The following is a 26,997-nucleotide window of genomic DNA, read 5'->3' as shown; positions in this document are numbered from 1 at the left end:
TGATGAAAATAAAGTATGAGTCCAAGAATCACTATAGATCCCGCAATTTGTCATGGTAAGCCAACAATCCGTGGCTCGCGATTACTGGTCACAACCGTACTTGAGTTGCTGGCGGGTGGGGCGACCTGGGATGAATTGCTAATGGATTACCCAAATCTTGAAGTCGACGATATTAAAGGCTGCCTTGATTACGCTGTTCAGTTGGCCCATTTCAAATCATATCCTTTGGCCGCGTGAAGTTCCTGATCGATGAACAGCTTCCTTATTTGTTAGCCGAGTGGCTACAGATGAAGGGACATGATGCCGTTCATGTTTCTGCTTTGCAAACGAATACACGCATTCTGGATGGGTATATCTGCGAACGTAGTATGACGGAGGAACGGATTGTTATCACCAAAGATGTTGATTTTCTGAATACATATCTTATCAAACAACAGCCATATAAACTTATCTACCTGACTACAGGTAATTTACGTAATCGTCCTTTACTTGATTTATTCAGAATCTCCATCAATCAACTTCTCCAGGAATTGGAAACGGCGAACGTTATTGAGCTTAATCAACTGTTTATGAAAGTTTGGTTTTAGAAACAGCTAAGCGAGACTGATTGATAATCTGGTGTTTTGAGGGGAATTTTCACCTAAATAGTATCATTTATTTAAAAATTTATATTTTACTGGGCTGGATTTAACAGTGAATCCTGACTAGTATATTTTATATGAAAATTTTCTTACTTCATACTTTACTTACACTATTAATTTTATCAACCGAGAGTAGTTTAGCTTTGACAATACCCAAAGATTCATCTTTGACTACTCAAGTTGTAACTGCCAATTGTGATATACCCCAAAACTTTCAGGCTTCATATGGTACGTCAACAACCTATTACCTAAATTGGACTATCGTAATTGGCTCAATGATTCGCTACCGAGTACGCTACCGGTCACTTGGATATGCGGACTGGATTGAAGAGCCTATCACACCTAATCCACATACTAAACTTACGGCACTAACGAACGGAGTAACTTATGAAGCGCAGGTACAAACTCTATGCGATAACCAACCCACAGGTTACTCAAGTAGCGTCACATTCACGACAATGTGTCAATCTCCGTTATCAATTGACGTTTATGAAGTAAAGTGGACCTCTGCGTTGGCCTTGTGGGGTAACTACGGCCCTGAAGTTATTTATGAAATCCGGTGGCGTCCTGTAGGCGCTCAAACCTGGCCGAATAATTTTACTCTAGCAACAACATCTTATGAGTTTACGGACTTAGCCCCCGAAACATCGTACGAATTTCAATTAAAGACCCGGTGTTCTGATGGCAATGTTTCTGATTATTCAACCAGTTATTTCTTTAGAACAACAAATTGTCCCTTACCGCTTAGTGTAAAGGAATATGATCTCGTTAATACACAGATTCAGTTAGCCTGGTTAGTTAATTACGACCAGATAGTTGATCTACATTGGCGATTAGTTGGCTCTCCGACGTGGACAGTTATTGAAAATTTACCCGCACCAAACCCCAACCAAGGGGGTGGCCAAGCTACTGGCTCTTATATTCTTGATAATTTAACCCCAAATGCTGTTTATGAATGGGGAGTGCAGTCAATTTGTAGTTCTGAAAGCAAGTCCTCTTTCACAGCACCACGCACGTTTACAGCTATTTGTGGAAAGGTAGACTTTATGGGTGAGTTCCAGATTCAGCCCACAAGTGCCGAAATTTATTGGAGAGCAGTATACGGTATTAGTTATCGTGTACAATGGCGATCGAAAAATCCGGCTAATAACGCCTGGCAGACCTTGCCCGATCAGCTTATGCAGAGCTTTGGCATATTAACTCATCTATTTAATGGGCTTACTCCGGGAGAAGAATATGAGTGGCGAATAATGACTGTCTGCTCTGCTAATAGTAGTTCCTCGTATACGGAACCGCGCTCATTTACAACAACCTGCGCTCCACCCGGTAATTGTTTTACTGATTATTCTACAAGTTCGTCGGCTCGGGTCATGTGGTCTTATCTTGGTCCAGATGCACAATATAGAGTGCGTTGGCGTAGAGAAGAAATTAACACCTGGACAGAGGGCCAACCGACAAGTAATGCTTACTACGATATAAATTCACTGCAACCTGGTATCCATTACTGGCAAGTACAGCGAATCTGCAATGATCGACCGGGAAGCTACTCAAGTGATAACTTATTTATTGCCTATTGTTATCCAGTCCATTATCTGAGTACAACTGGGGTTTCTTCAACATCTGCACAGATTCAATGGAAAGCGTTCGATAATAACACTAATTACAAAATACAATGGCGGCCTTCTGGTACTGAAGGATGGCCACAAAGTGCTACCACAACGGCTGTTGGTATGTATAAACTGAATAAGTTACTTCCGGAAACAAATTATGAGTGGCGAGTTCAGACATTATGTCACGATACTAATCAATCAGACTTTTCGGAAATTAACTCATTCACAACCGGCTTGGCACCTTCTGTCGTTACTATCAAAGCGGGAGTCTGGACAGATCCATCCATCTGGTCTGTCAATCGTGTTCCGACAGAAATGGATCTGGTTGAAATTCATCATGCTGTTACAGTACTCAGCGGTACAAGTGGTAAAGCCCGTATTATTCAGTATTCACCAGGAGGTAAGTTAACTATTGATAGTACTGCCCAATTGAAAATCCACTAATGACGATGTATCCAGTACATTGATATAGCAAATTCAATTGGCTGCCATTCTAATAAGGAATTGCCTTGCTTTATATGGCTAGATTAATCCACAATCCGAAAGGCCATTTTGGCTTTCTCCCGGGAGAGGGCGTTGAAGTGCCACCATTCATACTCAATTGAGGAAAAGCCGCCCTGTCGCATGGCTGTTCGGAGAATCAGGCGATTGTCAATTTGCTTCTGAGTAAGCTTTCCGGCTTTCAGTAATTCATCCTCGCGGGATGGATAGGCCAATTCGCCGAAGAAATCGTATTTGGTGCCCATATCGAGCGGTTTTCCATCTTTTGTGGCTACGGTTAAATCAACTGCGCAACCGTAGTTGTGAATCGAACCCTCTCGTGGATCTGCTACGTATTTCCGGCGTTCCTTTTCGGGTAGGTCGGGTAAGGCATTCCAGAGATTCCATTGCGCCGAGCGGGGCCGGGCGGCATCATAGACAAGCAGTCGTAAATCAGGATGATGCGCCTGGAGGTATTTGCTGGCTTCGGCTAGTTTTTGAGCCGCCATCGGCTGCATGTACGCCCGCGTCAACTCGCCATATACATCTTTGCCTACGAAATTGTCGGTCGTTGAATACTTTAACTCGACGAGGATTGACGGGTCCACTTTCTGCACGTCGACTAACCCTTGTTTCTGCATCGTGGCTTCTGCGGATTGGGCTTTCAGGGTTGGGACACAGAGATGCACAGAGAAAACACAGAGATACACAAAGATTTTTCTCAGTGTATCTCTGTGTGTCTCCGCGAATCTCTGCGTCATAGCTTTTTTTGCGATCATACCGTAAATAAAACGAAAAGTTGCTACGTTCGCCTTATTATGGCACTAAACTACATCTGGGTTGCTTTTTTCGTTGTTGCCTTTCTGGTGGCACTCGCTAAACTGATTTTTCTGGGTGATACCGAAATTTTTAAGATCATTGTCGAAGGATTGTTTGAATCGTCAAAAGTGGCGGTGATGGATATTGCGCTGCCACTAGCGGGCGTCATGACGTTTTTTCTAGGACTGCTCAACATCGGCGAGAAAGCGGGTGCTATCAACGTTCTGGCACGTATCATTGGGCCATTTTTCCATAAACTTTTTCCGGAAGTGCCTAAAAATCACCCGGCTAATGGGCAAATGATCATGAATTTTTCGGCCAACATGATTGGATTGGATAATGCCGCTACACCCTTTGGTCTAAAGGCAATGGCCAGTTTGCAGGAACTCAATCCGAGTAAAGACACCGCTTCCAACGCACAGATCATGTTTCTGGTGCTGCATACATCCGGATTGCAGATTATACCGCTCAGCATCATGGCTCAACGGGCCATTCTAGGCGCCAAAGATCCGTCGGACGTATTTATTCCCTGTGTAATCGGTACGTACGTAACAACGGTAGTTGCACTGGTTGCCGTGGGTATAAAGCAACGTATCAATCTGTTGAACAGCACTGTAATTGGCTGGTTGGGCGGTATAACAGCCTTTATTGGAATTGCTTTATGGATGCTGGCAGGAAGGCCGAAAGAAGAAATCGAAACGTTTTCGAAAGTATTCGGCAACGTAGTGTTGTTGAGTATCGTTGTGGCTTTTCTGCTGGGTGCGTTATATAAAAAAGTGCCCATTTTCGAGACGTTTATCGAAGGCGCGAAAGGTGGTTTTGAAACGACGGTTAAAATTATCCCCTATCTGGTCGGTATGCTTGTTGCCATTGGCGCATTTCGCAATGCCGGAGCGATGGATTATCTGGTAGGCGGATTGAAATACCTATTTGCACTGACTGGTATGAACACCGACTTTACCGATGCGCTGCCCGTTGCGTTGATGAAGCCACTCAGCGGAGCCGGAGCGAGAGCGCTGATGATTGACGCCATGAAGCAATTCGGGCCGGATTCCTTTGTCGGAAGGCTGGTATGTATTTTCCAGGGCTCGGCCGATACTACGTTCTACATCGTTGCGCTCTATTTTGGGTCGGTCGGTATTCGGAATTCAAGACACGCCATTCCGTATGGTTTGTTCGCTGATTTCGTTGGTGTTGTTGCAGGAATTGCGCTTGGTTATTTCTTCTTTCATTGAGCGAAAAGCGTAGAAAAACGGTTATCCAATTAGCTCAGCTTCTCTAAAATTCTTTTCAATGAACATTAATCAAGTGCGCGAACAACTGCATCGTCTCATCGATGACATTGACGATATATACGTATTAAATGGTCTTTACCGAAATCTGCTCTCCGAGAAACGTCAACGTGAAATTTACGAGAAAGAACAGGCTGAGAAGGCGAAAAAACAAGCCAGCAAGCGGTAGATTTATCTGGTGATACCCGACAGCCCACTGATAGTCAGCGCAATGATAACCGCGTTGAAACCGAACGAAAGAATGCCGTGAACGAGTGCCAGCCGACGCATGGTTTTCGACTGAATTGCTACGTCGGATACCTGGCTGGTCATACCAATCACAAAAGAAAAATAAGCGAAGTCGAGGTAGTCAGGCTCCTGGTCGTTGGGAAAGTCGAGCCCACCCGGACGACGATCTTTTCGGCCGTCGTTGCCATAGTAGCGATGGGCGTAGTGAAACGTAAATACTGTATGAACCAGCCCCCACGCACCAGCCACCGCCAAAATTGCCAGTACGTTATATTCAACCTGCATGGGGTCGTGGCTATTTGTTGACCCAAGCAGCGCAAGCACTGCAAATAGACTGGCTATGGCCGCCACTACGATTAAGAGCAGAATGAGGCTTCGGCTGGAGTCTTCAATACGTGAAATTCTGGGCAAATCTTTCGGATGCGTGAGTAATATGGAAGTCCACATAATGGACAGGTGCGTAATTACGTAAGCTACCCAACTACTGGTTAGCTGCGCGGGAAAACTGAAGTGTGCTGGTTTCGAAACAAGGTAAGCGGCTAATGCTGCGCTGAGGCCGATGAACAAGCGCTGCTGGGCCTTAAGGTGGGTAATTCGATACAGAACTTTGGTAAGCATAAAACAGGCAGATGGGCCGACTTGATCGGTCGCCGAAGATACGTATCATTTGCCTGGTCGAAATCAGTCTGACTATGATTTTCTCCTCCGCTGGTAGTCGGGAACGTAGTGATACGTTCCTTAACTAGGCAAATCGAACTTACTGAGCGCCCAGCACTGACAAAGGCACCCGAAAGGCTTTTGGTCGATACGTATCGGGGTCTCTACGGTTATTGATGCAAACCTCAGGCCCACATTGCAGAAATCCGTTGACAGAATACGTAACGAGCAGTCCCTGATTATCGATAAATTCAGGATGGCCGATAGCAAAATAGAAGAATGGATATTTATCGCCCGCCTTTTCGGGTATTGTGTAGATTAATTTTCGAGAGCTATATGGCCCCTGTGGCTGGTCGGCGGTGAAGGCGTAAATTTCTTTTCCCGTACAGCCTAAGCTGAACTCACTCGATAACAGCGCAAACTTATTGCCGACCTTGAAGCCGCTGGCAAAACTGCTGGTGCCATCTGAAGCGATTGGCGCGGCTTTCGTAGGATCGGTAATCCAGTTTGCGCCATCGTAATATTGCCAGCTCGTTATAGGGTCGTCGGGTTTGATACGTGCTACGTACATTTTAGAGCCTACGAAACCATCGCCTTTATAGCCATAGACATACATAAAACCATCTGGATGAGGCACGAATCCAGCACCAAAATTAATTCCATTCTGTGCAGGCAATTGTTTGTATCCCTGTACCGTCATGGCTGGGAATTGAATCGTAGCTACGTAATTGGGACCGCCAGAAGTAAAGCCGAAAGAACCGTTCGCGCCTGTTGTTTTGATATTATCCAGAAAGCAATAAACCGTGTTGCCTTGCTGATAACCACTACCGGGCCAGAACCAGTAAGTAGGCCAGCCACCTGGATGCAGAAAATAAGAAGCGGGTTTGCCAGCACCCAGTAACGTAGCCATATCGGCGGGATTAGTTGCATTCTGTAATAAACCCGCATTATTGACCTGAAATAAACAGGGAATCGTTCTGGTAGCGGCATCGTAATTATCGATATAGCTGTCGCCCCAGAGCCAGAGCGTGCGCCCGTCGGTCAGTCGGATGGAGTAACCGTCATCACCCGCTATCCAGCCTTTTGTGCGCCGAAAATGCTCTGTAAAAAGACTGTCACGCGTAGCCGTTTGCGGTCCAGTAGTGCCATCATTGGTGCTTTTTTTACAAGCTATCCATAAAAACAGGCAGCTTACTACAAGCATGTAGCTGTTCATAAGTAACTGACATACAGATGTGTTTTAATTTCTAAGCTGGCAAGGGCAGGATTTCCTTATCGACAAATCGCTCACCCTTTGCCCTTACCCCTTTGCTCTATGCTACTACTTTATCAGCCAGTAGCCGAAGATATACGCCATTAGTCCACCCGAAGCCGTCCTGATTCGGATATTCTCCTCCGCCGGTGGTCAGGGCTGCATCTACTACGTTGTATTTCTCCATCATCTTTCCCGTAGCCTGAAAAACTTTATCGTTCAGAGATAACCATCGGTCGCGGCCTTCGTTGGCTGTTTCGGTAAATCCATACTGATGTAACGCTTGATAGACAATCCATTGCAGGGGTGCCCATCCGTTCGGTGAATCCCACTGCTGACCTGTTCTATTTAGGGTTGTTACCCAGCCGCCAGCCTGTAAAAAGTCAGCTTTCAGCCGGTCGTGAATGTGAACTGCCTGCTCGGGCGTGGCAAGGTTGAAAAACAAGGGAAACACGCCTGCCAACGTAACGGCCAACGTTGGTTTCTGCGCTAATGCATCAAAATCGTGGAAGAAAAGCGTGTTTTCGTTCCAGAAGACCGTTTGGATGAGTTCTTTCCGGGACGTAGCACGCTGTTCAAATAGTTGTGCTTTCTCAGGCATTTCCAGTACGTTATAGGCCCGTAGCAGCGTACGTTCCAGAAAATACAGCAGGCAATTTAACTCGACGGGTACAATATCCGCAGCCCGAATGGAGGCCATCGTTTTAGCATCGCCGAACCAGCGACTGCTAAAATCCCAGCCCGATTCACAAGCCGCCCGAATGTGCGTATAAAGCTCTTCGGGTATCACGCCCAGCAGCTCGGCTTCTTCGGTCAGTTCAATTTCCTGTCGATACGCTTCGGGTCGCGGAGTCGGCGTATTATCCCAATACCGGTTCATTACGTGTTGCCCCTTAAACGTAACGACCCGTTTGCTGATACGTTGCGTCGGCGTCAGCTCATCCTGACCGTCCATCCAGAAATCGTACTCGCGCCGAAGCTGCGGTTCGTACTGTTTCAGTACGTCTTCACCATCCATTTCAGCCAGTAAATCGACCATCAATGCAAAGTAGGGCGGCTGCGACCGGCTCAGAAAATACGTCCGGTTACCGTTCGGAATAAAACCGAACGTATCAATCAGATAAGCGAAATTCAGAAGCATTCCACGTATCAAATCGCCCCGTTTCGACTCTTTCAGGCCCAGCATCGTAAAATAACTGTCCCAGTAGAAAATTTCGCGGAATCGTCCGCCGGGTACGATGTATGGATAGGGGAGGGCAATACGTGAACTGCCTTCAACTGCTACGTCGGCTGGTCGCGTCAGGCGGTCCCACAACTGACTCACGTGTTCATACGTAGTGAAATTTGTATCGCTGACGTAATCGCTGCTTATGTTTTCGGGCAGTATGAAATAATCGTGAACGAACGCGCTCAAGTCAAAATCGGGCTTTGTTTTTTCAGATTCGTAGAGCGCGATGATATCTGCGGGTGTGAGTTTGGGGATACAATCCACAAAAGTTTTTGAGTCAGAAAAAACATGACCGAGCTGTACGTCACGAAACAACGACCCAAATAATTGGTCGGGTGAAGGGAAAAATACGGCGGTTTCCAAAGTGAAAAATGAACAGTTTGGTAAGGGAGTTTCTCTATACTACTGGTTTATTATAAGTTTTTTATGATTCAGTCCAGTTTAAGTACCAGGCTGGTGAACCTATGCGACATTTATTCAATGGAAAGTCTTATTAAAAGAGCAATTGAGTAAATTTGTTCATTTTATGAACGTATTGCTCGAATGGTTTCTGTAATAATACCAACTTATAATGCTGCATCGTACTTGCCTTCTTTGCTCAAATCCTTAGAAGAACAAACGCTCCCTCACGAATTAATAATCCTTGATTCAGAGTCGAGTGATGAAACGAAAGCAATATTAGCACACAATAATATTTCAGTTCATACTATTCCAAAAGGCACTTTTAATCACGGTGCAACTCGAAATATAGGTACTTCGCTGGCTAAGCATAATGTTCTGGTTTTTCTTACTCAGGATGCGCTTCCGGCCAATAAATACACGCTGGAAAACATAGTTAAAATGCTGCTTAGCCGGGATGATATGCCCATGGTTTATGGCCGGCAACTGCCTTATCCAGATGCCAGCACCCTAAGTCAGTTCGCGCGTTTATCCAATTATCCGCCCGAAAGCCTATTGAAAACCAAAGCATTAATTCCAAAATTAGGTATAAAGACCTGCAATTGTTCGAACTCTTTTGCTGCTTATCGTAAAGACAAGTTAATTGAGCATGGCGGGTTTCCGTCGGATGCGATACTTGGCGAAGAGGTAACGTTAGCGGCTAAATTAATTCTTGAAGGTCAGATACTTGGCTACTGTGGAGATGCCGAAGTGTATCATTCACATAACTATACGATTGGTGAAGAATTTAAGCGTTATTTTGATATTGGGGTGTTTCACTATGAAAAGCGATCACTCATATCACACTACACGCGCGCTGAATCAGAAGGTTTTGCCTATATAATTGACGAAGTCAACTACCTTATTCGAAACGCAAAAGCCTATTTGATACCAGAGCAATTTATCAGAACCGTTGCCAAGTACGTAGCGTATAAAGCCGGGCAGTGGCACACAAAACTGCCCATTTCCCTGAAACGTCGCTGGAGTATGCACTCCTTTTACTGGAAATAAGGCAGCGATTGCAGAGCGCGTTTTAGTTGAATCTAATCATTCAACTCCCGCAATTCATCCAACTGGGCAGTTCTGAAATGCCGGTACACGCGCAGTACAATAGCCAGCGCCACCGCCGACTCAGCAGCCGCCACAACCATCACGAATAAAGCCAGCATTTGCCCCTGCAACCGGTCGGGGTCGTACTGACTAAAGGCAACGAGGTTGATATTCACGGCATTAAGCATGAGTTCGATGCCCATGAGCACAACAATGGCATGTCTTTTCAGCATAACCACCGCTAGTCCGATGCTAAATAGTGCCGCTCCGACGAGCAAAAACAAATGACTGTCAACGGGCTGCATCCTGAGCGTTTTTGGATTGTGGAGAAGCTAAATAAGCAGCGCCTACGAGTGCTGCCAGCAGCAGAATCCCTGCTATTTCGAAGGGAACTACGTACTCGGTCATTAGCTGTTTGCCAATAATACCCGTGGTATTCTGCCAACCTACCGGATTAGCCAGTAACGTAAAATTAGCTCGAAAAATCAGTACGTATAGTGCCGTAAATAAACTGCCAGCCACCGCCAGCGCGACTACCCAACTCCAGCTATCGCCCCGGTTCTGCGATAAAATTGTGTTTGCCTGCTGGCTTCCTGCCTCGCCCGGAAGCTGGCGTCTATGCGTGAGCATCACACCAAAAATTACCAGCACCAACACCCCACCGACATAAATCATAATCTGCGCAATAGCCAGAAAATCAGCGCTGGCCAGCACAAATAAGCCTGCTACACCTAATAACGTTAGTAACAGAAAAAAGGCGGCATACAATACGTTGCGTGTGAGCAAAACCGCTAGTCCGCCGATGATTGTGAGTGCTGAAAATGCGTAAAAAGCTATCTGAACCAAAATTCTGTCGGTTTATGGTTTACTGATTTTCGTCGGCCTTCGGTTTGGGTTTCATCGTTGGCCGAAACGCAGGCTTTGGCTTGGGGGGCTCCGCAGTAGGTGCTTCTGCCTGAAACGTAGCGTCATTGGGTGATAATTCTGGTGTTACGTCCTCAGCCGGTTTGGGTGCTGCCGTGGCTGGTTTCATGGTTGGCCGGAAAGCAGGTTTGGGCTTTACTGGCTCGGTCACTGGAGTTTCTGCCGATGAAAGTTTATCTGTTACGTCGGATTGCTTTTCCTGTTCAGTTTCCGCAGGTTTAGCTGGTACAGCGGCCACTGGTTTCATGGTTGGCCGAAAAGCTGGTTTGGGTTTTGGCGGTTCTGCCGCAACTGGTATGTTGGTTGTGTCGGCTTTGAGTTCGTCCGTTGGCAGTTCAACTGGTTTCGCCGGTTTCATCGTCGGCCGGAAAGCCGGTTTTGATACAGGTGTTACGTCCTCTGCGGGTTGACTGGTTTCCATGATCGCCGGCTTCATCGTTGGCCGGAAGCCGCCTGGTTTCGGTGCAGGTGTTGGTGAACTGGACGTAGCGTTTGGCTCCGTATCAGTCTTAGAATCTGCTGGAGTTACGTCGGTTGTCGGCTTTGCTGCTCCCGGTTTCATGGTTGGCCGGAAGGGAGCCGCTTTGGGTTTCGGCGCTTCGGTTTCGGGTGTTTCGGCAGCACTGTCTACAGATGGAGTTTCGGTTGGATTTGCTTCTACGGGAGACTTCGGTACGTCGGTTTTCGGTTTCTGGGTTGGCCGGAACACAGGGCGTTTCGTTGACTCAATTCCGCCCTGGGCGATACGTTCCATTTCGTCAGGTGTCGCGTCGGTCAATGGATGCTCAACGGCAGAACCTTCCGAGTTTTCTGACTTTTTATCCGATGCTGTTGTTGCTGGGCGGGCCGTTGGCCGAAACACAGGTCGGGCCGTTGGTTTGTCAACTGGTGCAGATTGATTGGAATCAACATTTGCCGACCTATCAGCAGGTGCTTTAGCAGCGGCAGACTGGCGTTTCGCTTCTTCTTTCTCTCGTAGAAATTGTTCGTACAGCGACCGTTTTTTGTCGGCCTGTTCGGTGGTAAGGTTAGAAAATTGATACGTTAATTTGCCAAGTTCGAACTCGCTATAGTCGAACTTTTTGTCCATTGTCAGGCACTCCGTTGGGCATACTACGGTACAAAGGCCACAGTAGCAGCATTTTGCCATGTCAATGTCAAACTTACCCGCGTATAGACGTATTGGCGAGCCATCTGAAGCACGTCCGACTTCTTCGGTAGCTTTGATGGCGTCAATGGTGATACAATCTACGGGACAAACTTTGGCACACTTGTCACAGACAATACAATCATCGATTTCGTTACGTAGTCGGTATCGGCCGTTGTCGGGAATAGGCAGCTGCTCGTGCGGATATTGAAGCGTAACCAGACCGTTTTGCTGGTCGAAATACGTATCACTGCTGATGCCTTCGGGTGAACGACGTTTCGTAGCATTCCGCAGGTGCTTCAGGGTTAGACTCAACCCCTTGACCGTCGTGCGAATGCCAGACTGTATATCTTTAAAGTAAGACATTATCTAAAGAGTGAAAGAGCGAAAGAGTGATTTGCCGGATGGTCTTTCACTCTTTCGCTATATTTTGGGATATCGCTCCGGTTCGGCTTCACTCATGAGCGCGTAAACCGTTTCGACTACGTCGTCAACATTGGGTTTGGAAAAATAATCTCCGTCGGAGCCATATGGTGGCCGATGTGCTTTGGCGGAAATAGTCCGTGGGGGCGAATCCAGATAACGGTACGCATTCTGCCCTTCAACCACTTGTTGCATCATGTAAGCCGATGCTCCACCTGGTACGTCCTCATCAGCAAAAATTACCCGATTGGTTTTTTTTATGGACTCAACGATGGTTTGATGAACGTCAAAAGGCAAAAGCGTCTGTACGTCAATGACTTCTACGTTTATTCCTAACTGGGCTAACTGATTGGCGGCCTCGAAGACAATCCGGCACATGGAGCCATACGTAACGACCGTTACGTCGGTTCCAACACGTAGCACGTCCGGAACACCCAGGGGCACGCAGAAATCAGCCAGATTTTCGGGTTGCTTTTCTTTCAGTCGATACCCGTTCAACGATTCAATCAGCAGGGCCGGGTCGTCACCTTTGATGAGCGTATTGTAGAATCCGACTGCCTGCGTCATATTTCGGGGTGCCAATATGTGTAAACCGCGCAGACTACCAAGCATGGCGGCTAATGGCGACCCCGAGTGCCAGATGCCCTCCAGCCGGTGACCACGAGTTCGGATAATAACGGGCGCTTTCTGTCCACCTTTTGTGCGGTAGAGCAACGTAGCAAGATCGTCGGTCAGGGTCGCCAACGCATAATAAACGTAGTCGAAATATTGAATCTCGACGATTGGTTTTAGGCCCCGCATCGCCAGACCAATGCCCTGCCCAATAATGGTGGTTTCGCGGATACCGGTGTCGGTGATACGTATCTCGCCGTATTTTTCCTGCAAACCGGCAAATCCCTGATTAACGTCGCCAATTTGCCCGACATCTTCACCCAATGCCACTACGCGCGGATCATGGGCGAACAGATTGTCGAAATAGTGCTGAAGCAATTGGTAACCATCCACCACCTGACTATCATCGCTATAACGGGCTGGTGTACCTTTTATCAGCATCGGCGAATCAGGCGATTCGCTGTAGAGGTGCGAGTGAAATCGGTCGGCGTTGGCCGTATTGCTACGTTCCAGCCAGTCGTGGAGCTGCTGACGAGCAGGCGTATTGTCGTGGCGAAGCACACGTAACGCTCTTCGTACCGCACTCGTCGCGTCCCGACGTAGTGGCATGAATTCGTGACGTAGTTCTTCCCGGATAGTCATTAAATCCGACGATTTAGCATGGTGCCGGGCCGCCTGTTGAATAAGGTCGAGTACTTCGTCGTAATCACTTTTCATCGACTCCTGAAAGCTAGTCCAGGCGCTGGCACGAGCCGATTTGGCCTTTTCTTTTGCTTCGGTTTCGATGGTATCGAGTTCGTCGTTGGTGGCATAACCGTTTTCAAGAATCCACTTCCGAAAAATCGGGTTACAATCATGTTCGGCTTCCCATTGCAGTCGCTCCTTTGATTTATATCGTTCATGCGAACCCGACGTAGAGTGCCCTTGCGGTTGCGTAAGCTCCTGAACGTGAACCAGAACCGGTACGTGTTCCTGACGGCAAATGTCGGCGGCTTGTTGATACGTTTCGAGCAGTGCTACGTAGTCCCAGCCTTTCACAGTCAAAATTTCGATGCCTTTATCATCAGCGTCGCGCTGAAAACCGGCCATTGCTTTCGAAATACTAGCCTTTACCGTCTGATATTCAATTGGTACCGATATGCCATAGCCGTCGTCCCAAATCGACATCATGAGCGGGACCTGCAATACGCCAGCCGCATTCATAGTTTCCCAGAACATGCCCTGCGACGTAGAAGCATCGCCAATGGTCGCAAAAACGATTTCATCGCCATGATGCGAAAAGTTAGTCAGGCCGTTTAGTCCGGGATTATTCCGGTAAAGTTTGGAGGCATAAGCCAGACCTACCGAACGTGGAATTTGGCCAGCTGTTGGCGAAATGTCACAAACCGAATTGTAGAGTTCAGTCTGGTTACGCCATAAACCCTTATCGTCGAGCCAGCGGGTAGCATAGTGACCATTCATTGATCGCCCGCCCGTATTTGGATCGGCGGCCAGGTCGGTATGTGCGTAGAGTTGGGCAAAAAATTCTATCCAGGTCAATTCGCCCAGAGCCGCTACGAACGTTTGGTCGCGGTAATAGCCAGACCGAAAATCGCCACGGTTGAAGGCGCGGGCGGCTGCGAGTTGAGCGAGTTCTTTGCCATCGCCAAAGATTCCAAACTTAGCTCGCCCCCCCATTACGTCACGCCGACCCAGCAAACTCACCTGTCGGCTTTCGCAGGCCAAACGGTAATCAGATAGGATTTTTTCACGACTTAGAATATCAGTCGAGCGGAGTTGTTCGTTTGCTATCACAACAGAGCTACGTATTGAAATCGTCTAACAATTAATTTATCGATGAAGTGACTAGTTTTGTGTACGCGTGTTACCATGCGGAAGTAAAAGTAAGATAAATCAAGTCAGCTTTCAAAAAAACGAATTTTTCAGTTTCTTTGTTGAACGGAAAAGACACCGTTAAATATTTGGCAAACAGTTTGCTTCGTTATTTTCTGAGGTATTCGTATTTTAACAACCAAATCATAATTTCGTTTAGTCCAATGAAAAAGTTTTTTTCACTTTTCGTAGCTTTATTTGTGTTGGTCGCAGTTGGCTACGCCCAGAAGGGAACCATGAAGTTTGCCAAAGAAACGCATGACTTCGGCAAAGTTGAACAGGGTAAACCAGTAACTCACGTTTTTGAATTCAAAAATACGGGTACTGATCCTGTTGTTATCAGCGACGCTCAGGCTTCCTGCGGTTGCACAAAACCAAACTGGACTCGCGAAGCAATTCTGCCAGGTAAAACCGGAACGGTATCGGCTACCTACAATGCAGCAGCTGCCGGCCCATTCAACAAATCGGTGACGGTAACGAGCAACGCCGAAGCAGGTCAGATTGTTCTGTATCTGAAAGGCGAAGTGGTAACGCAGAAAGAAGCCGAAACAGCAGCCGCTCCTGCTACAGCTGCTCCTGCCGCTAAAGACAAGAAAAAAGCAACAAAAACATCCCGCTAATTACTGAAGGGTTAATAGTGTGGTCATGAAAGGCATCTGGTAGTTTACCGGATGCCTTTTTTTATGGCCTGTTCATCCCATCCGACGTAGTAACCAGCCACTTAGGCCTGTGCCCGCTCCTACCTAATCAATTTCCTTTCGTACTACGTATTCAATACATTTACTGACCCCGTTGCTACGTAGCACTCATGACACCACCACAGTTTCAGATAAAATAAGCACACTTTTCCGGCTTCTACCATTCCGACACATTTGTTGAACGGACTTATCTGAATTTCAATCTAACCTTTTAGTCTTACCTGAACTATGTTACTGATTATCATTGGCATTCTGTTGCTTATTGCCGGATTTGCCATCAATACACCTGCGCTGATGCTGTCGCGCTTTTCACGCCCTGCCAAAGTGGTGGGCGGTATTCTGATTTTACTGGGCTTTTTAACATCAAGTATTCGCCAGATTGATGCTGGACACGTTGGCGTAATTTCGCTTTTTGGTAACGTAAGCGACCGAACGCTGAACTCCGGTTTAAATTTTGTAAATCCGCTGGCAACCGTAACCGAATTTGACATTAAAACGCTGAATTACACCATGTCGGCTGCACATGATGAAGGTGACAAGGGGGGCGATGATGCAATTCGGGTATTAACCTCCGATGGATTGGAAGTTGTTATTGATTTAACCGTATTGTATCGGGTGGTTCCTACTGATGCACCCAGAATTTACCGCCAGATTGGTACCGATTTTACCGACAAAGTGGTACGGCCGATTACCCGAACCCGCATTCGGGATAACGCGGTTTATTATGAAGCTATCGCTTTATATTCGACGCGTCGGGATGAGTTTCAGACACGTATCTATAAAACGATAGAGGACGATTTTCGAAAGCGGGGTTTATTGTTGGAGCAATTGCTGATACGTAACATCGACTTGCCTGCATCGGTTAAAAAAACCATCGAGTCGAAGATAAACGCCGAGCAGGACGCTCAGAAAATGCAGTTTGTGCTGCAAAAAGAACGGCAGGAAGCTGAACGAAAACGTGTTGAGGCACAGGGTATTGCCGACTATCAGAAGATTCTGTCTACAGGTTTAAGCGATAAGCAGTTGCAGTACGAGCAAATTAAAGCGCAGCGAGAATTGGCGCAATCGCCTAACGCCAAAATCGTCATTATGGGCGGCAGAGGTAACGTACCGTTGATTTTGAATGAGAAGTAGTTGTTGTATTAAATAATTGATTAATAGAAGCTTGTCGAGGTTTTGTCATCCTGACGCAGCCGGGCTCGCAACGGCGGACCGTGCCGGAGCGGAAGGATGACAAAAACCAACTACTTACCTACTTTTTTGCCGCTCCCAGGCTAATCAACCAAGCCTTGCAGCTTTCTGGCCAAGTGTTCAACGACCCAAATTTTGCCGTGCGAAGGCCGAAACCATGCCCGCCTTCTGGGTACAGATGCATTTCAGCAGGAACTTCATTTTTCAGGCAGGCCAGATAAAAATTAATGCTGTTTTCAACTGGAACACCTTTGTCATTTTCGGCATGAACAAGGAAAGTCGGTGGCGTTTGTTTGGTTACCTGCAATTCATTGGAATAGTACGTAATCATCTCCGACGATATATTGAGATTGCCTAATAATTTATCGCGGGAGCCGGTATGGGCTTTTTCGCCAAACGTGATTACTGGATACATCAGGATGGCAAAATTCGGTTTGGCCTGATCACTGGCTTTGGGACCCATGTGATAATGAGTTGCTAACGTAGCAGCCAGATGCCCACCAGCCGAAAAACCCATAACACCGATTTTAGCCGGGTCCAGACCATACTTACCCGCATTCTGCCGTATCAGCGTCATACCCTGCATGGCATCCATAAGCGGAACTTCCTGCTGATTCGTCATGATAGCCGGGTTCGGGAGTCGGTATTTCAGGACAAAAGCCGTTACACCGATGCTATTGAACCAGGCCGCTACGTCCGAACCTTCATGACTGGCCGCCAGAATACCATAACCTCCACCTGGACAAATCATTATGGCCGCACCCGTCGATTTATCTTTTGGCGCTGGATAAGCAGTAAGCGTAGGTATTGATACGTTGCTGATGCGTAGAATGCCATTGGCGTCAGTTTCTGACTTTTCGGTAATCTGCGCTCCAGCGATGGCATTCGGAATGGCGTTGTCCGGCCAGAGTTTAATGATATCCTGTGAGGTGGCAATTTGGGGGGCAACGATGGCAAGAAGCATACAAATCAGCAGCGAGCGCATAAAGAATTTACTACGTTTAGAAAAGAATCAATCAACAGATGGAAAAGCTAGTCTAACCGCAGGCTCTACTCATATTTCGACCTCGCCACTTTCGTCAGTCGCTTTATCGGACGGGCTGCCGTGTAGTACGTCGATCAATTCTTTCACGCGATAAACGGTCGTGTTGTACCGGTTACCAAGCATAATGATAACGTACTCATCTTTGGGGCTGAACCAGAACATGGTGTTGTAACCTTTCCACCAACCCGAATGGTAAATGAATTCCGGTTGGTTTTCGTCGTTCAGCATCATTCGGAATCCGTAGCCATAATTTTTGGCGCCTTTACGTTCGAAACTACGCGGTATGAAGGCTTCAGCCAGTCGTTTTTTGGGTAACACGCAATCGCCGTTCAGGGCTCGATACCAGCGGAAAAGGTCGCCAGTGGTCGAATAAATTCCTTTATCTCCTACTACGTCATCGTAATAATCTTTCGGAATTCGCCGGTTCCATTGATAGCCCGCCGTTTTGTGTTGGTTAAATGATTCGTTTTTAGTGGTAGCCACAAACGTATGGTGCATTCCGAGTGGCTCAAAAATGTTTTTATGGATAAATGCCTCGTAACTCTGCCCCGTACTTTTTTCAATAATAGAGGCTAGTACCATATAATTTGTATTGCTGTAGCTGAAACCCCGACCCGGTATGTTATAGGCTCTGGGAGTGGGTTTTACGGTAGCAAACCAGTGCATGATGGTCGCATTGGTTGGGTAAGGTTTTTCTTTCTTGTAGAAATTCACCTTCATGCTATCGTCGAAAGCATACTGATAGTTTGGCAAACCGCTTCTATGGCTCAGCAATTCCCGTATCGTGATGCCGTGATAGGGGAAATCAGGATAAAACTTCTGGATGGTATCTTCAAATTTCAGCTTGCCGGCATCAATCAACTTGAGCGTAGCAACGGCCGTAAATGTCTTGGATAGGGAAGCCAACTGGAATTTCGAATCTTCGACCAACGTATCGCGCTGGCTACGTTCAAAATGGCCTAAACCAAAACAGTTTTTGTAAAGGATAATGCCCTTTTGGGCGATCAATACGTTCCCATTTAGACCTCCCCTTACTTTTTGTCGGATAATATCCTCAATAAGCTGGCTTTTCTGGTCGGCATTGATCTGCTGACGAACAGTTTGCTCTTCGTTGGAGGTAAGAACTTGGCCATCAGCGCAGTTACGCAGGGCTTTCGTGGCGCGATTCAGCTTTTTCTCCTGATTGCATGAGATCGCTAATGCAAGTACGATTACGATACTAATCCACTTCTTCATTGTATTCATCCGCACTATCCTAACGCGCTTTTTTTCTATGGGTGATATGGAGTGAACTCTGACAAAAATAATGATTGCTTGAGATTCATAACGGAAAATTCCACTAAAAACGTGTTAAAATTCGCTAATGGTCTGCCAGAACGAATGCTTAAAACCGACTTCGGGGCGAGACAATGACCGTTTTCTTGCCACTAAGCACGCCAGATTTACGAAGAGCAATAAACATGCCGGTACTGGAGGGAAGTAAGTCGCCGGCGTCAAAAGCAAACATAGCTTTAATCTCAGTACCTCCCAGAATATTCAGCGGAATGGAAGCTGCGAGCAACCCAGAAAATTGGGTAGGCAAATTGGGATAAGGAATTGGGTAAGTACCTGCGTTCCGGCTTACGGAAAGCTTCGTTGTTAAATTGATCTTATCAAGTAAAACACCTGTAAGACCAAGGTGAAAAAGACTCACTCTATTATTGGCTATACCAGAGCGAGGTGGTAGGTTTGGACGAACTTCAGACTGAGGGGAGAGAAAGGGAGTCCCTACGGTACGTCCGAAATAGGTCCAGCCATCTAAATATTGGCCATTATTAAAATAATCGTCTCGTCCACGAAGTTTAGGGTCGTCCAACACAAAAGCGTTACCCCCCTGGCTCCCTGTAAATAAATACTCGACGGTAATCTGGCTCAAATAGAAATTACTTCTCAGGCCATTTTCGCGCTTTGGACGAATACGTAAACCGTTTAATCCGTCATCCAGATTTGTTCCATAAAAGAGCGAACCATCATCATAAAAGAATTGCCGATACGCGTAGAAATTAACGGTATTTAAATCGAGTTCAGCCGCAAGATCGATGGAACCGAGGTGATTGCCAATACGGTTTTCTTCAAAATGGGTAATCGTTTGAATCGTCTGATCGTCTGGAAACGGGTTACGAATGCCTAAAATGACGGCCGGGTAATATTTAATATTAGAAGGCAGCTTACCATTTACAGACACACCTGGGTCAAGATGATCGGAGTAGCCGCCCCACATAACCTGGTGATTGAATCCGCCATAGAACTTAAATCGCCACGACTCTTTACCAATACGTCCATAAAAAGACGACTGATGTAGATACGTTCCCTGCACTAAGCGCCCCTGATTTTCGAACCATCCGTGAGAGAAAGTTCCCATAACGGATAGCACACCTTTGGTAAAAGGAATGGGGGTAAACGCAGGTAGAGCTAGTTGGATTTTGGGAAAGGGCAATGCATTTCCCGACCAGATGTAGGAACCTGACGTCAACAAGGTATCGACTAAGCCAATGATCTCCTTACGTCGGCCAGCGTAAAGTTCGAATGCCCCGATACGTCCTTTTAAATACCCTTCTGTTAGTAATACCTGGGAAGAAGCGCCTGCATTAACAATAACATTAGCACCGTATCCCCAATCCATTTTAGGGCGGTATCCTGTGCTGTCTCTCGCCTGATAATCGGCATGGGCCTCCGCTTCCAGCCGCATGAAGCTATTCTGAAGCGGAACAGTACCATACTGATTGGCACGTAACCAGAAAGGGGTTTTTCCGGAAGTCAGCATTGGACCTGTACTTACTGAAAAGTTGTGCTGATGTTGCCCAAAAACAGGACAATACAACATCAACCAGCACAATAGAAGAAGACTTATTTTACTATATGAATAGCTCAGGGCGTATTTTTTCATACTTGAGTAGACTCACTTACCGCGCCCTTGTATCATCACTTTAACTGTTTGAGCGATGATCCACATATCAAAGAGGAATGATCTGCGTTCGGGGTAGAGAAGATCGTAACTTAATCGTTGCCGCATTTCATCCAGATTAACTGCATAGCCAAATTTCACCTGGCCAATAGATGTGATGCCTGGCTTGACAGTTAGTATCTTCTGGAAATCGATGGGCACTTCTTCCATCAAGGTTTCAACGTCATATTCGGCAAGTGGGCGTGGCCCAACTATAGACATTTCGCCCAACAATACGTTGAAAAATTGAGGTAATTCGTCTAGCCGGGTACGACGCATAATACCTCCCCAAGGAGTTATGCGTGGATCTTCTTTTCCCTGCGAGTGCTGTGAGCCGGACAAAATCAATTCCGAGCCAGTGTACATGCTACGGAATTTATACATTGTAAACGCTTTACCTAAACGTCCGTATCTTTTTTGAGTGAAAATTACAGGCCCTTTAGAGGTGAATTTCGTGGCAAGAGCGATGCCAATAAATACGGGTGATCCGAGTAAAAGCACTGTCGATGCGAAAAGAATATCGAAGCAGCGCTTAAAGAAATTAATGCGAAAATCAGCAAGTACTTCGGAGGATAAATTTAATATGGGCAGGAAATCATAGTACTCAATAGAAATTCCCTGACTAAAAAAGCCTCTAAAATCAACTAATAATTTTACTTGATAATCAGCCTCTTCGGCATGGTCAACGATACGTTTAAGCTGGGTACTTTCAATGTAAGGCATACAGCAATAGATACAATCAATGCTTGCTTCCTTAACGTATCTTGGCAGTTCGTTGAAATGTCCTTTCAACAGACCTTCATTTTCTGAATTTGGCTGATCGAAGTAACCTTGAAAACTAAATCCCATCTCGGGGTGGGTATCATAAAAACTGCGAATATTTTCAGCCAGTTTTCCGTACCCAGCAATTACGTAGCGTCTGTTGTTATAACCTCTAGCCCTATACTCTTTAAGGAAGAGTAAGCCACCAATTCGAAAAGTGGCTCCTAGCGTCAAAAACAACCCATAGGTAATTAATAGATGTTCTCGGGAGTAATAATATCCTTTTATAGCAACCCAATACATCGAAATGATGGCCATATGGATTGCTGTTAAAACAAGTAATTTTTTAAGTAAATGGCCCGCTTTAAATAACTGCCTTGGGAAAATATATGGTTTTGAAATTAAGATTTCAGCCAACCAGGTTAGGTTGAATAAAATCCATATGGATGCATAAGGAGGATCACCGACTGCGTCAAGCGTTTTGAATTTCAGCCAATAAGCGCCTACAAAGGCTACGTTAAGGCTCAGAAAATCAACGAAGACATGCAGCGGAAAAAATAATATCGAATAACGGTGCCTCATATCTTCCAGTTTTACTCATCGAATGCTATTGAGCACTCTTCTGCAATGTATACGCTAAATTAGAGCATATAGGTTGATGAGTTGATACTAATATTATCTAACGGTCACGGAACAGGGCCGCAAATTAAAGATAAAAACCCGTTAAAAAAATTGGATTATATCGAGTTTGTTTTTCATAGGCTATTTGTATTGTGCTGGTAACCAAGATTTTCGTATACTAAGAAATGTGCCAATACCGCTTTTGTACAATGTTCCAGCGTCAGCAGCAAGACTGGCTGTCAGGTCAATACCTCCAAATACCGATAGGGGTACCACAATACTTGCAACACCCGAAAACTGGGTACGAATGGGCTTATAAGGGATATCGTAAGTGCCGTAATTCTGGCTTAATGACAGCTTTGTCTGATAAGATATCGGCCCCGAAAGTAAGCTACCCTCGATTGGTAATACACCCGCCATACCCAGGTGAAAAACGAGCACCCGATTGTTACTCGAGAAAATGCCGTAAGGGTACTGATTCTGAGGGCCTAAGGCTGGTGGAATGAACGGTGTTCCAATGGTATGGCTGCGGTACGACCAGCCATCGCGATATTGCTGGTGATTGAAGTAATCGTCTTTACCACGGCGGTCTGGATCGTCAATGATGAATTCTGGTCCACCCTGACTGGTGGTGTTGAGTACTTCAAATAAAATATCACGGAAAATGGCCTTCGGATCATTTCGACGGAGCCGGATTCCGTTTAAGCCATCCGCAATATTGATTAAATAAAATAAGGACCCGTCTTCATAAATATTCTGCCGATAAATATAGAGCATATGCCGGACTAGATCGATTTCGATCGCAGCATCAACTGATCCCAAATGGTTACCGACCCGATTTGTCAGGTCAAAGTAAGTATATTGATTCGTGTCAGTCCGGCCTGAATTTAGGGTAGTAAGTACATAAAAATAATTAACTAAACCTGTGGGCAATTTCCCTCCTACAGGAATTGTGCCTGGAATACCGGTTGGGTCACTGGCCTGTCCACCCCAAACGGCCTGATGGTTAATGCCCCCAAATACACGTATTACGTCGGTTGGTCTTCCGATCCGCAGATACAGTGATTTTTGATGAAGCATCTTGCGTTGTATATATCCTCTAGCGTCCAGATACCCATGAGCAAACGTTCCCTGAATAGATACCCAACCTTTTGTAAAACCGATTGGGGTAAAAACCGGAATAGAAACCTGAATTTTAGGGGCAGGCATGGCATTGCCTGACCACGGATAAGAACCTGTCGACAGTGTTGAGTCAGCCAGCCCGAATTTCTCTCGTACCCGACCAATATAGGCTTCAAAAATACCCCGGCGGACTTTTACGTAGGCTTCTGGCAGTAATACGTTTTTCTCGTAAGGTAACAGATTCGACGTAGCATTTGCCACTACGTTAATGCCGTAACTAACATCAAATACAGAGTTTTTCCAGCGTCCGGTACTATGACGACTTGAATCGTAACTGCTGTAGATACCCGCCCGGAACGTTGCTAAGGGAGACTCATTAGGAACGGTACCGTATTGGTTTGCTCTGAGCCAGAAAGGCGTATCAGTAGATGACGAAAGGTAAGTACCTGCTTCAACTGAATATAGACTCGGCTGGCGGATAGTCTGGGCAATACTTCCGTAGAAAAGACAAGAAAGGAATATACTGATCCATCCTGAACGATAAATACGCATGCACCTGCTGGTTCGGAGCGACTGATGACTCTTTAACTACCTATCCAATTAAACTTGGTACGTATACAATGTTAAAGTGGCGCCAGTTGGCTATGGATTAATATTGACACTAGATTGATAAACGAGAACTGGGGAATGGAAACGTATAAACACGCTGCTTTAATTTAGCCTGTGGCCCATAGCAGCCATTGCGGTTAAAGCCTTCGCATCATCCTGAGCCGTTTGGTAGGTATCTACATTGTTGGGATCGATACCTAATTCTTTCATGAGCCGATATTGCCGAGCTTCTACATAAGTCAGTCGGGCAATAATCTGATTCAATTTTGCATCCTGTTCATCCTGTCGAGCCAGTATATACGCTGTTTTAAGCTCCAGTTCATCAAGGCGCTGCTTATCGCGGTCAGTCATATTGATCGGTTTATCGGATGAATTGACGCGGCAAGATACTATTTTTTTCGCTGGACTGGTCAACGGCCATAAAATCCGCCACTGTCATAAAAGCTACGGCGACGGCTCAGCTTAAGTTCCTGAAGGATCGATGAGCGGGCCCGTAAATCGAACGAATAGTTACCCGAGCGTAAATTATTACCCGAATAAGGTGTCCAGTTAAAGGCCATTTCCCAGCAATGCAGGTCCCGATTGATACCGATGGTAGTGAGTGTAGGACTCTTAAAGTTGAAATCGTAACCCGTATTGATCGTGATTTTCCACTTCGGAGTTATACTTAAATCACCGGTTAACGTTAGGGCCTGAATCACCTGCGAACGTTCGGGCGTCAGTTGGGTCCACCCAAATGTATAGCTGACATTCATCGACCAGGGAATATTGAAATCAACGTAAAGCTCTGGATTATTGTTAATGGCTTTCAACGTAGCATCCGAAGCGTTGGGGCTGGTTTTGGGTTTGTCAGCCTGTTTAGGCGCAAAGCGGGCGCTCATGTACGCCTGCATGTTGGTCATACGTAGCAAACCCTGTCCAGCCTGAAGAGCGTACAACTTCGGCACCCGAATATATTCAGGATTTTCATATCCAGCGACTTTCTGAATTATAGGCGAATAACTCAATGCTGTTGGGACTGCATAAAAAGGCGTTCCGCCGTAGGCGCGATACGCATACGGGTCGAAAGTTGACGATAAGTTGAAGCTGATGTTCTTGAAAATCTGCGTATTAGCGCTTACGGCAATCGGCGATAGATTGTAATCAGGGGCCAGTAGGTTATAACTTCCGTTGATACTCAGGTTATCGAAAATAGGGATCTTCTTGAATTCCTGCCCGCTCGAGTCGCTACGTGTACGTACCTTCATTTCGAGCTGGTTTACAATACCGAACGAAATGTACGCTGATTCCGTACTGGTTCCACTGCCACTACTGCCTCCTAAACCTCTGAAAACGGACAGCGTTCGGCGATAAAGTGGCAAATTAGCTAACGGCCCTTCGGCTGGTAATATCTGAAATTGACCATAGGCCGGATTCGTGAAATCAGGAATATAGCTGAATGAAATAGACGGTGCTACTGTGTGTCGAATCGCTTCGATACGTTTCCCTCGAATAAAAAATGTCCCGTAAAAGCGGGTGTTCATACTGGCATTTACTGAGAAATTATACGATGGAAAAAAACCGGGCATCGTATCAATACGTACTGATTGCAATTCCGGAACATAATTATAACTCAGTTTCTTCGTATAAATATCGCCTTGTAAGGAAAAGCCCGGTGTTACGTTGATGTAACGTAGCAGCTTTATATTCGGCAGCGAAATGGGAATGCTATAACGAGCCGTAATCTGACGATTCTCCCAGATACGTGCCGCATTTTTTCCGCTGAAGGCAATCAGGTTTGGGTCCTGCTCCACAATGCCTAAACGTAGGTTGTTTGCCCGTCGGGTACTGTCCAGAATACGTTCCAGCGTACTGATTGTCTTTAGGTTCGTACTGACCGGAAATCCCAGGCCTGTAGTATCGACCTGACGACGAATGGTGTTGCTGATTCCAATAGAACCACTGATGTCAAGACCCACCCGGAAACTCTCGTACCAGCGACCACTACCCCCTCTGAGCGCGAAAGGCGAAATCTGGTTGATACCAATGTTAAAATCAGATGATACGTCGGTTTTGCCGTTTTCTTTCACTCCTGTCTGCTGGTTTGTCTGGCCAAACTGCTGATTGACACGAATATTGGCCCCCGCCCGAACGTATTGCCCAAAGGAACGGCTGTACTGAATCGACGAACCCGCTACGTTGGAAATATACGACTGTGTGGAGAACGAGTTAAATTGATTATAGCTGTTGCTGCTCACGTTCACGTTGGCCGAAAAACTACCTCGTCCGCGCGGTACGGGCGAGTGCGACCAGGTAAACGAAAAGTCGCTACGTGGTGTCTGGGTTGTATCGACGCGGTCGCCCGATCGGTTGCGGTTGAATTGGAAATTGACTCCGCCACTAAACCGATACCGTTTGTTGTAAGCCGCCGATACGCCTAATCCCCAACTCCCCCGCGAATAAATCTGCCCCTTAAACTGTAATCCCAGGTTTTCGCTGACGGCCCAGTAATAACCACCATCGCGAAGGTAGAACCCCCGTCCATTGGGTTCCTCGCCGTATTGCGGCATCAGAATTCCCGATACGCCGATTTCTTTCCGTTTCGGAAACGGGAAAAAACCAAAAGGAAGCCCAATCGGTAAGGGAATCTGATTAATGACCAGATTAAACGGCCCAGCCACAACCTGTTTGTTATGGATAACTTTCAGTTTGCTGGCGTTGATGTGAAAATGCGGAACCGCTAGATTACAAGTTGTATAAATTGCCTTGCCGATGTACAAATTATCTTCAGCGTCTTTCTTAACGGTTTGCCCACGGATATTGCCCTCGCCCTGCTGCGTAATAACGCCCTGAATTCGTCCTTTTTTGGACTTGAAATTGTAACGGATTTCTTTGGTGTCGTACTGACCTTCGCCATCTTTAAAAATGGGCCGCCCAATCAGTTTTTTTGCCGTCGAATCATATCGGCCTTTCGCATACACTTCGTTGGTTAAGTAATTGAGCTTTATGTAGTCTGCTTTCAACGAAATATCACCGTATATCACGCTGGCATCACCAAATAATTCAACGGTTTGACCATCAGCGGCATAGATGGTAGAATCTTTGGCCTGATATTTGACAGTCGTCTTAAATGAATCCGCTGAGTCGGCTCGAACTGTATCCCGAACAGCTAAACGTAGTGAATCGGCACCTGTTGCGGTCCGACTCTCAGGACGTACCGTATTCGGTGATACAATACCCGGACTGGATTGTCCCGGACTGGATTGTCCCGGACTGGATTGTCCCGGACTGGATTGTCCCGGACTGGATTGTCC

23 protein-coding genes are annotated in these 26,997 nt (G+C 46.3%); 8 read left to right on the top strand and 15 right to left on the bottom strand.

Going from position 1 to position 26,997, the window contains the following annotated elements:
- Nucleotides 1-15 precede the first annotated feature (15 nt).
- From IC229_RS31165 to IC229_RS31155, 3 genes are all read left to right on the top strand, one after another.
- Complete coding sequence (locus IC229_RS31165) at nucleotides 16-237, top strand: DUF433 domain-containing protein (RefSeq protein ID WP_190892264.1); 222 nt, start codon at nucleotides 16-18, stop codon at nucleotides 235-237.
- Complete coding sequence (locus IC229_RS31160) at nucleotides 234-587, top strand: DUF5615 family PIN-like protein (protein ID WP_190892263.1); 354 nt, start codon at nucleotides 234-236, stop codon at nucleotides 585-587. Before IC229_RS31165 ends, IC229_RS31160 begins: the two co-directional genes overlap by 4 nt.
- A 131-nt stretch (nucleotides 588-718) precedes the next feature.
- Nucleotides 719-2,695 (top strand): fibronectin type III domain-containing protein, encoded by a 1,977-nt coding sequence (locus IC229_RS31155; protein ID WP_190892262.1) that lies wholly within the window; start codon nucleotides 719-721, stop codon nucleotides 2,693-2,695.
- An 83-nt stretch (nucleotides 2,696-2,778) separates the two neighbouring features.
- On the opposite strand, the gene IC229_RS31150 is transcribed toward IC229_RS31155, so the two are convergent.
- Nucleotides 2,779-3,372 (bottom strand): M15 family metallopeptidase, encoded by a 594-nt coding sequence (locus IC229_RS31150; RefSeq protein WP_223834301.1) that lies wholly within the window; start codon nucleotides 3,370-3,372, stop codon nucleotides 2,779-2,781.
- Nucleotides 3,373-3,549: 177 nt separating this feature from the next.
- Between IC229_RS31150 and IC229_RS31145 the strand changes: the two genes are divergently transcribed.
- Together IC229_RS31145 and IC229_RS31140 are read left to right on the top strand one after the other, a co-directional pair.
- A complete protein-coding gene (locus tag IC229_RS31145; RefSeq protein WP_190892260.1) occupies nucleotides 3,550-4,785 on the top strand; it encodes a nucleoside recognition domain-containing protein in 1,236 nt (411 codons plus the stop codon).
- 58 nt (nucleotides 4,786-4,843) lie between these two features.
- A complete protein-coding gene (locus tag IC229_RS31140; RefSeq protein ID WP_190892258.1) occupies nucleotides 4,844-5,011 on the top strand; it encodes a hypothetical protein in 168 nt (55 codons plus the stop codon).
- Nucleotides 5,012-5,013: 2 nt separating this feature from the next.
- Here the strand turns inward: IC229_RS31140 and IC229_RS31135 are convergent, their stop codons facing one another.
- From IC229_RS31135 to treF, 3 genes are all read right to left on the bottom strand, one after another.
- Nucleotides 5,014-5,688 carry a DUF1345 domain-containing protein gene (locus tag IC229_RS31135; protein WP_190892257.1) on the bottom strand — a complete coding sequence of 225 codons (675 nt, stop codon included), beginning with the start codon at nucleotides 5,686-5,688 and terminating at the stop codon, nucleotides 5,014-5,016.
- A 139-nt stretch (nucleotides 5,689-5,827) separates the two neighbouring features.
- Nucleotides 5,828-6,943 carry a hypothetical protein gene (locus IC229_RS31130; protein ID WP_190892255.1) on the bottom strand — a complete coding sequence of 372 codons (1,116 nt, stop codon included), beginning with the start codon at nucleotides 6,941-6,943 and terminating at the stop codon, nucleotides 5,828-5,830.
- Between the two features lie 97 nt (nucleotides 6,944-7,040).
- On the bottom strand, nucleotides 7,041-8,570 hold the full coding sequence (treF, locus tag IC229_RS31125) for an alpha,alpha-trehalase TreF (protein WP_190892253.1): 1,530 nt from the start codon (nucleotides 8,568-8,570) through the stop codon (nucleotides 7,041-7,043).
- A 180-nt stretch (nucleotides 8,571-8,750) separates the two neighbouring features.
- Here treF and IC229_RS31120 point away from each other — a divergent pair, with 180 nt between their 5' ends.
- The gene (locus IC229_RS31120) at nucleotides 8,751-9,656 is read left to right on the top strand and encodes a glycosyltransferase family 2 protein (RefSeq protein ID WP_190892252.1); all 906 of its coding nucleotides are present in this window, start codon (nucleotides 8,751-8,753) and stop codon (nucleotides 9,654-9,656) included.
- A 32-nt stretch (nucleotides 9,657-9,688) separates the two neighbouring features.
- Here the strand turns inward: IC229_RS31120 and nuoK are convergent, their stop codons facing one another.
- Genes nuoK through IC229_RS31100 form a run of 4 tightly spaced genes read right to left on the bottom strand, consistent with a single transcriptional unit; the run spans nucleotide 9,689 to nucleotide 14,595 of the window.
- Nucleotides 9,689-10,000 carry an NADH-quinone oxidoreductase subunit NuoK gene (gene nuoK, locus IC229_RS31115; RefSeq protein ID WP_190892250.1) on the bottom strand — a complete coding sequence of 104 codons (312 nt, stop codon included), beginning with the start codon at nucleotides 9,998-10,000 and terminating at the stop codon, nucleotides 9,689-9,691.
- Nucleotides 9,987-10,541: an NADH-quinone oxidoreductase subunit J family protein gene (locus IC229_RS31110; RefSeq protein ID WP_190892248.1), complete on the bottom strand. Its 555-nt coding sequence runs from the start codon at nucleotides 10,539-10,541 to the stop codon at nucleotides 9,987-9,989. Before IC229_RS31110 ends, nuoK begins: the two co-directional genes overlap by 14 nt.
- Nucleotides 10,542-10,560: 19 nt before the next feature.
- Entirely contained in the window at nucleotides 10,561-12,132 is a 1,572-nt protein-coding gene (locus tag IC229_RS31105) for a 4Fe-4S dicluster domain-containing protein (protein ID WP_190892246.1), read from the bottom strand.
- 57 nt (nucleotides 12,133-12,189) lie between these two features.
- Entirely contained in the window at nucleotides 12,190-14,595 is a 2,406-nt protein-coding gene (locus tag IC229_RS31100; protein ID WP_190892244.1) for an alpha-ketoacid dehydrogenase subunit alpha/beta, read from the bottom strand.
- Nucleotides 14,596-14,837: 242 nt separating this feature from the next.
- On the opposite strand from IC229_RS31100, the gene IC229_RS31095 reads away from it, so the two are divergent.
- Together IC229_RS31095 and IC229_RS31090 are read left to right on the top strand one after the other, a co-directional pair.
- Entirely contained in the window at nucleotides 14,838-15,293 is a 456-nt protein-coding gene (locus IC229_RS31095; RefSeq protein WP_190892242.1) for a DUF1573 domain-containing protein, read from the top strand.
- Between the two features lie 306 nt (nucleotides 15,294-15,599).
- Nucleotides 15,600-16,505 (top strand): prohibitin family protein, encoded by a 906-nt coding sequence (locus IC229_RS31090; RefSeq protein ID WP_190892241.1) that lies wholly within the window; start codon nucleotides 15,600-15,602, stop codon nucleotides 16,503-16,505.
- A 118-nt stretch (nucleotides 16,506-16,623) separates the two neighbouring features.
- Here the strand turns inward: IC229_RS31090 and IC229_RS31085 are convergent, their stop codons facing one another.
- The 7 genes from IC229_RS31085 to IC229_RS31055 form a co-directional block, all read right to left on the bottom strand.
- A complete protein-coding gene (locus IC229_RS31085; RefSeq protein WP_223834298.1) occupies nucleotides 16,624-17,547 on the bottom strand; it encodes an alpha/beta hydrolase in 924 nt (307 codons plus the stop codon).
- Nucleotides 17,548-17,616: 69 nt separating this feature from the next.
- On the bottom strand, nucleotides 17,617-18,843 hold the full coding sequence (locus tag IC229_RS31080; RefSeq protein ID WP_190892239.1) for a serine hydrolase domain-containing protein: 1,227 nt from the start codon (nucleotides 18,841-18,843) through the stop codon (nucleotides 17,617-17,619).
- 148 nt (nucleotides 18,844-18,991) lie between these two features.
- Complete coding sequence (locus IC229_RS31075) at nucleotides 18,992-20,410, bottom strand: capsule assembly Wzi family protein (protein WP_223834297.1); 1,419 nt, start codon at nucleotides 20,408-20,410, stop codon at nucleotides 18,992-18,994.
- A 135-nt stretch (nucleotides 20,411-20,545) separates the two neighbouring features.
- Nucleotides 20,546-21,934, bottom strand: a complete 1,389-nt coding sequence (locus IC229_RS31070) for an exopolysaccharide biosynthesis polyprenyl glycosylphosphotransferase (RefSeq protein WP_190892237.1) — start codon at nucleotides 21,932-21,934, stop codon at nucleotides 20,546-20,548.
- Nucleotides 21,935-22,114: 180 nt separating this feature from the next.
- A complete protein-coding gene (locus IC229_RS31065) occupies nucleotides 22,115-23,647 on the bottom strand; it encodes a capsule assembly Wzi family protein (RefSeq protein WP_190892230.1) in 1,533 nt (510 codons plus the stop codon).
- A gap of 159 nt (nucleotides 23,648-23,806) precedes the next feature.
- Entirely contained in the window at nucleotides 23,807-24,055 is a 249-nt protein-coding gene (locus IC229_RS31060; protein ID WP_190892229.1) for a hypothetical protein, read from the bottom strand.
- Between the two features lie 59 nt (nucleotides 24,056-24,114).
- Nucleotides 24,115-26,997 (bottom strand): putative LPS assembly protein LptD (locus IC229_RS31055; protein WP_223834296.1); only part of this gene is annotated, 2,883 nt, incomplete at its 5' end.

It is taken from the genome of Spirosoma profusum (genome assembly GCF_014699005.1).
GTDB lineage: Bacteria > Bacteroidota > Bacteroidia > Cytophagales > Spirosomataceae > Spirosoma > Spirosoma profusum.
The sequence above is the reverse complement of the archived record's forward strand: the minus strand, read 5'-3'. Positions and strand labels throughout refer to the sequence as shown.

Coding starts and splice junctions, on each gene's coding strand:
- IC229_RS31165 (WP_190892264.1), top strand. CDS start 16: ATGAGTCCAAGAATCACTATAGATCCCGCAATTTGTCATGGTAAGCCA.
- IC229_RS31155 (WP_190892262.1), top strand. CDS start 719: ATGAAAATTTTCTTACTTCATACTTTACTTACACTATTAATTTTATCA.
- IC229_RS31150 (WP_223834301.1), bottom strand. CDS start 3,372: ATGCAGAAACAAGGGTTAGTCGACGTGCAGAAAGTGGACCCGTCAATC.
- IC229_RS31145 (WP_190892260.1), top strand. CDS start 3,550: ATGGCACTAAACTACATCTGGGTTGCTTTTTTCGTTGTTGCCTTTCTG.
- IC229_RS31140 (WP_190892258.1), top strand. CDS start 4,844: ATGAACATTAATCAAGTGCGCGAACAACTGCATCGTCTCATCGATGAC.
- IC229_RS31135 (WP_190892257.1), bottom strand. CDS start 5,688: ATGCTTACCAAAGTTCTGTATCGAATTACCCACCTTAAGGCCCAGCAG.
- IC229_RS31130 (WP_190892255.1), bottom strand. CDS start 6,943: ATGAACAGCTACATGCTTGTAGTAAGCTGCCTGTTTTTATGGATAGCT.
- IC229_RS31120 (WP_190892252.1), top strand. CDS start 8,751: ATGGTTTCTGTAATAATACCAACTTATAATGCTGCATCGTACTTGCCT.
- nuoK (WP_190892250.1), bottom strand. CDS start 10,000: ATGCAGCCCGTTGACAGTCATTTGTTTTTGCTCGTCGGAGCGGCACTA.
- IC229_RS31105 (WP_190892246.1), bottom strand. CDS start 12,132: ATGTCTTACTTTAAAGATATACAGTCTGGCATTCGCACGACGGTCAAG.
- IC229_RS31095 (WP_190892242.1), top strand. CDS start 14,838: ATGAAAAAGTTTTTTTCACTTTTCGTAGCTTTATTTGTGTTGGTCGCA.
- IC229_RS31090 (WP_190892241.1), top strand. CDS start 15,600: ATGTTACTGATTATCATTGGCATTCTGTTGCTTATTGCCGGATTTGCC.
- IC229_RS31085 (WP_223834298.1), bottom strand. CDS start 17,547: ATGCGCTCGCTGCTGATTTGTATGCTTCTTGCCATCGTTGCCCCCCAA.
- IC229_RS31080 (WP_190892239.1), bottom strand. CDS start 18,843: ATGAAGAAGTGGATTAGTATCGTAATCGTACTTGCATTAGCGATCTCA.
- IC229_RS31075 (WP_223834297.1), bottom strand. CDS start 20,410: ATGCTGACTTCCGGAAAAACCCCTTTCTGGTTACGTGCCAATCAGTAT.
- IC229_RS31070 (WP_190892237.1), bottom strand. CDS start 21,934: ATGAGGCACCGTTATTCGATATTATTTTTTCCGCTGCATGTCTTCGTT.
- IC229_RS31065 (WP_190892230.1), bottom strand. CDS start 23,647: ATGCGTATTTATCGTTCAGGATGGATCAGTATATTCCTTTCTTGTCTT.
- IC229_RS31060 (WP_190892229.1), bottom strand. CDS start 24,055: ATGACTGACCGCGATAAGCAGCGCCTTGATGAACTGGAGCTTAAAACA.